This window comes from Micromonospora sp. NPDC049114, from assembly GCF_040648635.1.
Taxonomy (GTDB): domain Bacteria; phylum Actinomycetota; class Actinomycetes; order Mycobacteriales; family Micromonosporaceae; genus Micromonospora.
Genome location: NZ_JBEZEA010000010.1, coordinates 220,332 through 230,119, shown reverse-complemented (window position 1 = coordinate 230,119; position 9,788 = coordinate 220,332). Strand labels below are relative to the sequence as shown.

Here is a 9,788-nt window from a genome sequence, read left to right as displayed (position 1 = left end):
GGCCGCGTTGTCTGGAACCATCAAAACTCCGGGTTGGTGGCGCCGGGGGTGGGGGGGGGGGTGGGGTTCATCCCCCCCCCCCCCCCACCGCGCCCACCCACCCCACCCGCCCGCGCACCCCTCCCCTCCCCTCCCCGCCCCGCCCCGCCCCGCCCCGCCCCGCCCCGCCCCGCCGATCTTGCAGTTTCGGTCTTTGTTTTGGGCGGTATCTCCGGTATGCCGGGACAGAAAGTGCAAGATCGCGGGGGCCTCAGCGCGTGGGCGTGATGATCTCGTCGCCGGCCAGGCGGCCCGTGTCGCGCTCGCGGCGTACGTCGCCCGCCTCGACCAGGTTGGCCAGCGCGCGGTTGGCGTCCGCGGCACGGTAGACAGTTGCGGTGAGGGTGTGCCGGCGCAGCTCGGTGACCGGCCGTGGCCCGCCCCGGCGCAGCTCGGCCAGCAGCTTTCCGGCCAGCGGTTCCAGGAGCGGATCCCCGGCCACGTCCATCGGCGGGACCGTCGGGTCGGCGGGGTCGCGGTAGCGCACGCCGAGGTCCGCGCCGACCGTCCAGAGCGCGTCACGCACCGCCTCCAGACTGCGGTCCGAACGGCTGCCGAACGCGACCACGCCGGCCGCCGCGTCATCCGTCGCGCCGGCCGGAGCTGTCGCGCCGGCCGCAGCGTCGGTCGGGAGCACCGGCGCCACCTCGGCGACCAGCGGGAACCCGGCGGCGATGAGGGCCGCACGGGCGACGCCGCCGGCGTGCAGCAGCACCTCGCCGGTGCGGCCGTTGGCGGCGGCGCCGAGCAACTGCGGGGACACCTGGCCGGGCAGGTCCAGGAAACAGAACAGCGGCGACCCGGCCGCACCGGCCGCCTTCACCGCGACCGGCAGCCGGTCCGGACCGCCGGGCAGCAGGTGCACGGTCACCTCGGCAGGCAACTCCGCCTCGATCGGCCCGAGCCGGGCCGGCAGGTCGGCAGCGTCGTCGGCCAGCACCAACACCGTCACCTGCCGACCCCGCACCTGGGCGGCGTGGCCGGCGACCACCCGCAGCACCGCCTCGGCCGCGCCGCCGTCGGCGCCGGCCCAGGCCAGCGCGATGGTTGCCCGCCGGGAGCGGTGCAGGGCGGCGGGCAACCAGGTCGTCACCTGGCGGACCAGCAGCTCACGAAGGAAGTCGGTGGTCCGGTTGGTCGGCATCGGTCCGTTCTACCCTATGGCCGGCTCAGGCCGGCACGGAGATCCCCACGCCACCGCGGGTCTGCCCGCCGTAGCGCTGCCGCTCGGCGTCCAGGTCGAGCCGACCGATCTGCTTGCGGGCGGCCAGGGCGGTGTCGTCGAGCAGGTCGGCCGGGATCAGCCAGACCACCTCGAACTCCAGGCCGTCCGGGTCCTGGCCGTAGAGGCTCTTGGTGGTGCCGTGGTCGGACGTGCCGACCAGCGCCCCGGCGGCGGCGAGCCGCTCGGCGGTGGCGGCCAGCTCGTCGAGGGTGTCGACCTCCCACGCCAGGTGGTAGAGCCCGACGGTGGCCCGGCCGGCGGTGGAGCGGCCGGCCGCCGCGCCGATCTCGAACAGGCCGAGGTCGTGGTCGTTGGTGGAGTCCGGGGCTTGGAGGAAGGTGGCGCCCCGGAAGCCGTCCGGGGTCATCGCCACCGGGCGGAAGCCCAGCACGTCGCGGTAGAAGGCGACGCTGCGGGCGAGGTCACTGACGTAGAGGACCGCGTGGTTGAGTCGGTGGATACCCATGGCCCCAGACTAGCGCGATTTAGTTGAGCGTTCAACCACTGCAGGTATGATGGTCGTCATGACCCGCTGGTTGGACCCCGATGAGCAGCGCACCTGGCGGGCGTTCCTCGCCGCCTCCCGGGCGCTGATGGACACGCTCGACCGCGAGCTGCAACGCGATGCCGGCATGCCGCACGCCTACTACGAGATCCTGGTCCGGCTCTCCGAGGCCCCGGGCCGGCAACTTCGGATGAGCGACCTGGCCGACGCGGCGGGGTCGTCCCGCAGCCGGCTCTCGCACGCCGTGGCCCGCCTCGAGGCGGCCGGCTGGGTACGCCGCGAGGACTGCCCCACCGACCGGCGCGGGCAGATCGCGGTGCTCACCGACGACGGTTTCGCCACCCTCGCCGCCGCCGCCCCCGGCCACGTCGAGGGGGTACGCCGACACCTGTTCGACCCGTTGAGCCCGGCCCAGGTCGACCAGTTGCGCCGGATCAGCGAGACGTTGGCCGAGCACCTGAGGAGATCCTGACCGATCGGCACCGGCGCGGGTCTTGTACTTACCGTCGTCGGATGAGCACGATGGGGCGTGTCCTCCGGCTTCGACGAGTTGACTGACCAGGCGCACCACCTCGTGTCCACTGGCGACGTGGCTGGCGCGCAACGGCTGCTCTCCGACGCGCTCACCGACGCCGACCCCCGCCCGGCCAACGCCACGCCCGAGCTGGCCGAGGCGGCCAGCCTCCAGGCGCGGGTGCTCGTCGCCCTGGGCGAGCCGCACTCCGCCCGAGGCTGGGCCGCCTTCGCGTACGCGGCCACCACCCGGTTGCACGGTCGCTCCGACCCTCGCACGGTGGCCGCCGCGGCCACCCTGGCCGCGGTGCTGCACCGGGTCGGCAGCCACTCCCGAGCCGCCCGGCTGTACCAGGAAGTCATCATCGAGCTGACCGCGCAGGACGGGCCCGAGTCGCTGCGGGTGCTGGCCGCACACGCCGATCTGGCCACCGTCGAGTACGCCCGGGGCCAGTGCACGGTGGCCCGCGACCGCCTCCAGGACGCCTGGGAGCTGCACCGCGAGGTGTACGGCGACGGTCACCCCAGCGGGATCAAGATGCTGGCCCGGCTCGGTGCCATGCAGCGCGACTGTGGGCAGTTCGCCGAGGCGCACGACAACCTGGCGCTGGCCCGCGAGCTGTGCCGGCAGCACCTGGCCGCCGACGACCCGCTGGCGCTGCAGGTGGCGGCTCTTGCCCGGGCGGCGGCCAACCCCGACCATGTCTGCGCCGACGACGCACCCGCCGACCGGGACGCCCCGGTGGTGCCCGCCGCGCGTACCGCGCCGCACAGCGACCGGCCGGTCGAGTCCGCGTACCACCCACCCGCGCCCCCGCCCCGCTCGGTGGACCCGGGGGTGACCGGTCCGGTCGATCACGACGACGAGGGCCGGCCGGTGCACGGGGTCGGCTCGGTGCCGAACCCCCGGGTGCCGGCCGACGAGCCGGACGGGTCGCCGGGCTTCCGCTGGCCACCGGACCCGACGGACGACCCCGTCCCGCACTCCACGGTTCCGCCGGTGCCCCCGTCGGTGGCCGGGTTCACGGGCGGCACCGAGGAGACGTCCGGCGTCTACCGGCTGCACCGCCCCGGCGCGTCGGCCCAGCCGGACCAACCGGCGCAGCCGTACGCCCCGCTGGAGCCGTACACGCCGTCCCGGCTGTTGCCGGTGCCCGTGCACCGGGCGAAGACGTCGCCGCGCAACCGGCTGGTGCCGGTGCTGGTGGCCGGCGTCGTCGTGGTGCTGCTGGGCACGGCGGCGGTGATCGCCGGGGTGGCGCGGGTCGGCGACGGGGACGACCCGAAACCCGGGCCGGACAGGGGCTCCCCCAGCACCGGCCCGAGCGGCACGGGTGCGCCGGCCGCCACCGGCACCGCTGCCGCCGGCACGGCGGCGCCGGTCGCCGCTCCCGGCACCCCGCCCGGAGCGGTGAGTCTGCGCGACAACCGGGACAACATCGCCCTGCGCTGGACGTACCCGGCCGGCGGCGAGGGACCGGTGGTCGTGTCGGCCGGCCGGGCCGGGCAGGAGAAGACGGCGATCGCCACGCTGCCCGCCGGCACCGACAGCTACATCGTCTACGCGCTGAACCGCGCCAACGACTACTGCTTCACCGTGGCTGTCGTCTGGTCCACCGACACCGTCGCGAGCGCCAACCAGGTCTGCACCGAGCGCCGCTGACGACCCGACCGACTCGCCGCCGCCGTCATGGTGTGTCGACCGCCGCTTCTTGCGCATCCCCGGTCGGCGTCCTCGGCAGCAGCAGACGCACCCGCAGCCCCTGCGGGCCGTCGGTGTCGGCCAGGGTGATGGTGCCGCCCGCACGGCGGACCAGCTCCCACACGATGGCGAGGCCCAGGCCGGCGCCACCGTCGTCGCGGCCCCGGCCGTCGTCCAACCTGGTGAAACGGTCGAAGACCCGCCGCCGGTCGGCCGCCGGAATCCCCGGGCCGTCGTCGGTCACCGTCACCAGGTGGTACGCGGCGTCGTCGTGCGGCTCCGAGGCGAGGACCACGCTGCCGCGTGCGTGCCGGACCGCGTTGTCGACGAGGTTCGACAGCACCCGCCGCAGCTCGGCCGCGTTTCCGGTCGTCCACAGCGGGCCGGGCGGCGGCACGAGGAGCACCGGTGGCGACGGGTACCGGGCGGCGACCTCGGTCAGCAGGGCGGTCAGGTCGACCGGGCCAGTCCCCCGCGCCGGTGGCATCTCGTCCAGGCGGGCCAGCAGCAGCAGGTCGTCGACCAGCCGGCTCAACCGCTCGGTGTCGGTGAGCAGGTTGACGGTCACCGCCGTCCAGTCCGTGCGGTCGGCGAGCCGCTGGGCCACCTCCAGCTCGGTGCGGATGTTGGTGAGCGGGCTGCGCAGCTCGTGGGCCGCGTCGGAGACGAAGGCACGCTGCCGGATCCGGGCCGACTCCATCCGGTCCAGCATCCCGTTGAGGGTGACCGCCAGCCGATGGATCTCGTCGGCGGAGGCGGGCACCGGCAGGCGACCGCCGCCCGCGCGGCCGGTGATCTCCTCGGCGCCCCGGCGCAGCGCCTCGACAGGACGCAACGTCGCACCGATCACCCGCCACGCCACCCCGGCCAGGATCGCCACCAACAGGGGGAACGCCACCAGCAGGATGGCGCGTACGACGTGCGTGCTGTGCCGGACGTCGGCCATCGACCGGGCGACCAGGACGGTGAGCGGATCCGCGTCGGTGCCGGCCGGTACGGCGACCACCCGCACCGGGCCGGCGAGTCCGACGCGCTCGGCCGGCACCACCAGGCGCTGACGGTGACCGGTGTCCAACCGCTCGGGGCGGACCATCGGGACCAGCCGGTCCGCGTCGATCGAGGCGGCCCGGATCCGACCCTGCGCGTCGATCACCTGGACCCGGACCTGCCCGCCCGCCACCGGCAGCGGGTCGGGCAACGCGTCCTCGGCGGCGAGCAGGACTACCGCGTCGGCGGTCCGGAACGCCTCGGTGTCCACGGTGCGCTGGAGCACGAAGCCGAGCGCGCCCAGCAGCACCGCCCCGCCGAGGGCCAGCCCGACGGTGAGGCCGAGCACGCCGAGCGCCGTGAGCCGCCCGCGCAGGCCCAACCCGCGCAGGCCCCACCCGGGCAGCCGGCGGACCGGACCGGCAGGTGTCACGTCGCCAGCCGGTAGCCGGCGCCCCGGACGGTCTCCAGCCGGTCGCGGCCGAGCTTGCGGCGCAGATAGCCGACGTACACCTCGACCGCGTTGGGCGCCGTCTCCAGGCTGGCGTCCCACACGTGGTCCAGCAGCTCGATCTTGGAAATCACCTGGCCGGGACGACGCATCAGATAGTCCAGCAACGCGAACTCCCGCGCGGTCAACGTCACCTCGGCGTCGGCGCGGGTCACCCGTCGGCGGGCCGGATCCAACCGCAGGTCGCCGACCGTCAGCACGGTGGGGCGTTCCGGCGCTCCCCGACGCAGCAGGGCCCGCAGGCGGGCCAACAGCACCACGTACGAGAAGGGCTTGGTCAGGTAGTCGTCGGCGCCGCAGTCCAGGCCGTCGGCCTGGTCGTACTCGCCGTCCTTGGCCGAGAGCATCAGGACCGGCAGCCAGTGCTGCTCGGCGCGCAGTCGGCGGACCAGCTCGTAGCCGGACAGCCCGGGCAGCATCACGTCGAGGATCATCGCGTCGTACCCACCGTGCCGGGCCGCGTCCAGGCCGGCGGGGCCGGTCGCCGCCACGTCGACGGCGAACCCCTCCGCCTGCAGGCCGCGTTGCAGGGCAGCCGCCAGCCGGGCCTCGTCTTCCACCACCAACAACCGCACGGTCCAAGGGTGCCACCTGGGTCAAAGTCGAAGGTTCGGCGTCCTCAGCGCCTTCACAGCGCGGACCGGGCAGGATGTCTGGCAGGAGGTGCACCATGTCGATCCTGAGAAGCCGTCCCGTCCTGCGCTGGCTGGTCCCGGCGGCCGCTGGCGTCGTCGTCATCGGTGGAGGCGCCGCGATCGGCACGTTCGCCGCCGAGGCGGAGCCGAGCCTGCCGCCGCGTACCGCCGCCCAACTCCTGGTGGATCTTCAGACGTCCCGGCTGGAGGGGCTGTCCGGGACGGTGGTGCAGCGCGCCGACCTCGGTCTGCCGCCGCTGGTCGGGCTGATCCCCGGCAACGATCTGAGCGCCCTGCTGACCGGTACGCACACCCTGCGGGTCTGGTATTCCGGTCCGGAGCGGCAGCGCGTCGCGCTGGTGGACACCCTCGGCGAGCAGGACGTGATCCGCAACGGCCGGGACGTGTGGACCTGGGAGAGCCGGGGCAACACCGCGCGCCATCGCACGTTGGGCGACGCGGGCACGACCGGAAAGCCGGGTCCCGCGGCGACGCCGAGCCTCCCCGCCACCCCGCAGGAGGCCGCCGACCTGGCGTTGGGCGCGATCGATCCGAGCACCGAGGTCAGCGTCGGCCGCTCGGCCACCGTCGCCGGTCGGGACGCCTACGAGTTGGTGCTCCAGCCGCGCGACAGTGACTCGCTGGTGCACCAGCTGCGGATCGCCATCGACGCCACGCAGCACGTGCCGCTGCGCTTCGAGGTGCTCGCCAAGGGCAGCGACCAGCCGGCGTTCGAGATGGCCTTCACCCAGGTCGACTACCGGCGTCCCGACGCCGACCAGTTCGCCTTCAACCCGCCACCGGGGGTGTCCGTCACCGAGGAGACCGCCGAGCGGCCGTCGGCGGGCCGGCCCGCGCAGGCGGCACGGGGCGGCGACCCGCAGGTGCGTACCGCGGGCGACGGCTGGACCACAGTCCTGGTCGCGCGCCTGGACGGGGCCCCGGGCAAGGCGGCCGCCGGCAAGCCTGCCGGTGCGACGCCGAACGCGGACGTGTCGAAGCTGCTCGGCGGGCTGCCGGCCGTCAGCGGGGACTGGGGCAGTGGCCGACTGCTCGCCGGCAAGCTGTTCAGCGTGCTGCTCACCGACGACGGTCGGGTGCTCGCCGGAGCGGTCACCCCCGAGCGCCTCTACCAGGTGGCCCGCGGCTGATTTCCCGAAGCTCTCGCGCCGGGTCGACCTGTTGGTCGGCCCGGCGTTGTGTGACTCGAATCGGCCCGGTCGGCTTGGTGACAGCCGCCGGGCCGCGCTATCTTCAACAATTCGAGGGCACAAAAAAGAACGGCGTAAAAGCCGTTCCTGCAGAGCATTCTAATCTTTAGGGAGACGGCTTGTCAAGGCACTCCGGCGGTACCGGTGAATTGCCGCTCGACGACGAGATCGGCCGCGAGCAGGAGTACGTCTCGATGCTCTACGACCGGCTGGACGGGCTACGTGAGCAGGCCGCCCACCGGCTCACCGCCGAGCTGCGCAACACCGGCGGCACCCTGCAGGACCGCTCCCAGCGCGACAGCTCCGTGGCGATGTACGCCGACCAGGTGGAGCAGTTCTCCGCAGTGGAGAATGGGCTCTGCTTCGGCCGGCTCGACGGCGACGACGACTCCCGCCGATACATCGGCCGAATCGGGATCTTCGACACCAGCGGTGACTACGACCCGCTGCTGATGGACTGGCGGGCCCCCGCCGCACGTCCCTTCTACCTCGCCACCGCCGCCAACCCGCAGGGCGTACGCCGGCGGCGGCACCTGCGCACCCGCCAGCGCAAGGTGACCGGGCTCAACGACGAGGTGCTCGACATCGACAGCGCCTCGCCCGGCGGGCACGAGGAGCTGACCGGTGAGGCGTCGTTGCTGGCCGCCCTCAACGCCGGTCGGACCGGCCGGATGCGCGACATCGTGGAGACCATCCAGGCCGAGCAGGACCAGATCATCCGCGCCGACCTGCCCGGCGTCATGGTGGTCCAGGGCGGCCCCGGCACCGGCAAGACCGCTGTCGCGCTGCACCGGGCGGCGTACCTGCTCTACACACACCGGCGGGAGCTGTCCAGCCGGGGTGTGCTGCTGGTCGGCCCGAACGCGACGTTCCTGCGCTACATCTCCCAGGTGTTGCCCACACTGGCCGAGACGGGCGTGCTGCTGCGTACCCAGGGTGATCTGTTTCCCGGGGTGAGCGCCCAGCGCGTCGAGCCGGCCGAGACCGCGGCGCTCAAGGGCCGGGCGGTGCTGGCCGAGGTGCTGGCGCTGGCCGTGCGGGACCGGCAGTGGGTGCCGGACGAGCCGCTCGAGATCGAGGTGGAGCGGGAGGTGCTGACCCTCGACCCGGAGACGGTGCGCGCCGCCCGGGACCGGGTGCGCCGCACCGACCGGCCGCACAACCTGGCCCGGGCGCTGTTCGACGTGGAGATCGTGCACGCGCTCGCCGACCAGGTGGCGGAGCGGATCGGCGCCGACCCGCTGGGCGGGGACAACCTGCTCGACGAGGCCGACCGCGCCGAGATCCGCCGCGAGCTGCGCGAGGAGACGGGCATTCAGGCCGCCCTCGACCGGCTGTGGCCGGTGCTCACCCCGCAGCGCCTGCTCGCCGACCTGTACGCCGACCCGGACCGGATCGCCGCCGCCGCGCCGATGCTCACCGACGACGAGCGGGCCCGGCTGCATCGCGAACCGGGCGGTTGGACGCCCGCCGACGTGCCGCTGCTGGACGAGGCCGCCGAGCTGCTCGGTGAGGACGAGCGGGCGGCCGCGGCCCGCCGGGACCGCATCCGCATGATGGAACGGGAGTACGCCGAGGGCGTTCTGGAGATCGCCCGGGGTTCCCGCTCGATCGACGTCGAGGACGAGGCCGAGGGCGGTGAGATCCTCGGCGTGACCGACCTGATCGACGCCGACCGCCTGCTGGAGCGCCAGGAGGAGGCCGACCGGCTGACCACCGCGCAGCGCGCCGCCGCCGACCGGACCTGGGCGTTCGGGCACGTGATCGTGGACGAGGCGCAGGAGTTGTCGCCGATGGCGTGGCGGCTGCTGATGCGCCGCTGCCCGAGCCGGTCGATGACGATCGTCGGGGACGTGGCGCAGACCGGCGCGCTCGCCGGCACGCCCTCCTGGGCCGATGCCCTCGCCCCCTACGTGGCGCGGCGCTGGCGGCTGACCGAGCTGACGGTCAGCTACCGCACGCCGGCCGAGATCATGGCGGTCGCCGCCGACGTGCTGGCCGAGATCGACCCGGCGCTGCGGCCACCGCGCTCGGTGCGCGAGAGCGGCGTACCACCGTGGGACCGGGCGGTGCCCGACGAGCAGCTGCCCGCGGAGCTGGTCTCGGCGGCGACGCGCGAGGCTGCCGGGCTGACCGACGGGCGGCTCGGCGTCATCGTGCCGGCCAGCCGGGTGGACGCGCTCGGCGCGGCGTTGACCGCCGCGCTGCCGGAGGCCACCGTGGGCGAGCACCCGGAGCTGGAGAGCCGGGTGGTCGTGCTGACTGTCGCGCAGGCCAAGGGGTTGGAGTTCGACTCGGTGTTGGTGGTCGACCCGGACCGGATGGTGGCGGAGTCGCCGCGCGGGCGCAGCGACCTGTACGTCGCGCTCACCCGGGCCACCCAGCGCCTGGGCGTCCTGCGCCCCTGCCGCTGACCGACGGCACCCCCGCCGACCGGCCGGTCGGCGGGGGCGGGCTCAC

The 9,788-nt window shown here is 74.3% G+C and carries 8 protein-coding genes; 4 read left to right on the top strand and 4 right to left on the bottom strand.

Features of this window, described 5'->3' with window-relative positions; translation table 11 throughout:
* Positions 1-250 precede the first annotated feature (250 nt).
* Both AB0B39_RS25575 and AB0B39_RS25570 read right to left on the bottom strand, forming a co-directional pair.
* Complete coding sequence (locus AB0B39_RS25575; protein ID WP_357575590.1) at positions 251-1,183, bottom strand: hypothetical protein; 933 nt, start codon at positions 1,181-1,183, stop codon at positions 251-253.
* Between the two features lie 25 nt (positions 1,184-1,208).
* Positions 1,209-1,730: a VOC family protein gene (locus AB0B39_RS25570; RefSeq protein WP_357495579.1), complete on the bottom strand. Its 522-nt coding sequence runs from the start codon at positions 1,728-1,730 to the stop codon at positions 1,209-1,211.
* 49 nt (positions 1,731-1,779) lie between these two features.
* On the opposite strand from AB0B39_RS25570, the gene AB0B39_RS25565 reads away from it, so the two are divergent.
* Together AB0B39_RS25565 and AB0B39_RS25560 are read left to right on the top strand one after the other, a co-directional pair.
* The gene (locus AB0B39_RS25565; RefSeq protein ID WP_357495706.1) at positions 1,780-2,241 is read left to right on the top strand and encodes a MarR family transcriptional regulator; all 462 of its coding nucleotides are present in this window, start codon (positions 1,780-1,782) and stop codon (positions 2,239-2,241) included.
* A gap of 57 nt (positions 2,242-2,298) precedes the next feature.
* Positions 2,299-3,945: a tetratricopeptide repeat protein gene (locus AB0B39_RS25560; protein WP_357575589.1), complete on the top strand. Its 1,647-nt coding sequence runs from the start codon at positions 2,299-2,301 to the stop codon at positions 3,943-3,945.
* A gap of 25 nt (positions 3,946-3,970) precedes the next feature.
* Here the strand turns inward: AB0B39_RS25560 and AB0B39_RS25555 are convergent, their stop codons facing one another.
* Both AB0B39_RS25555 and AB0B39_RS25550 read right to left on the bottom strand, forming a co-directional pair.
* A complete protein-coding gene (locus AB0B39_RS25555; RefSeq protein WP_357575600.1) occupies positions 3,971-5,353 on the bottom strand; it encodes an ATP-binding protein in 1,383 nt (460 codons plus the stop codon).
* Between the two features lie 47 nt (positions 5,354-5,400).
* Entirely contained in the window at positions 5,401-6,057 is a 657-nt protein-coding gene (locus tag AB0B39_RS25550) for a response regulator transcription factor (RefSeq protein WP_234581645.1), read from the bottom strand.
* Between the two features lie 95 nt (positions 6,058-6,152).
* On the opposite strand from AB0B39_RS25550, the gene AB0B39_RS25545 reads away from it, so the two are divergent.
* Positions 6,153-7,268: a hypothetical protein gene (locus tag AB0B39_RS25545; RefSeq protein ID WP_357575588.1), complete on the top strand. Its 1,116-nt coding sequence runs from the start codon at positions 6,153-6,155 to the stop codon at positions 7,266-7,268.
* A gap of 179 nt (positions 7,269-7,447) precedes the next feature.
* A complete protein-coding gene (locus tag AB0B39_RS25540) occupies positions 7,448-9,742 on the top strand; it encodes an AAA family ATPase (RefSeq protein WP_357575587.1) in 2,295 nt (764 codons plus the stop codon).
* The last annotated feature ends 46 nt before the right edge of the window (positions 9,743-9,788 follow it).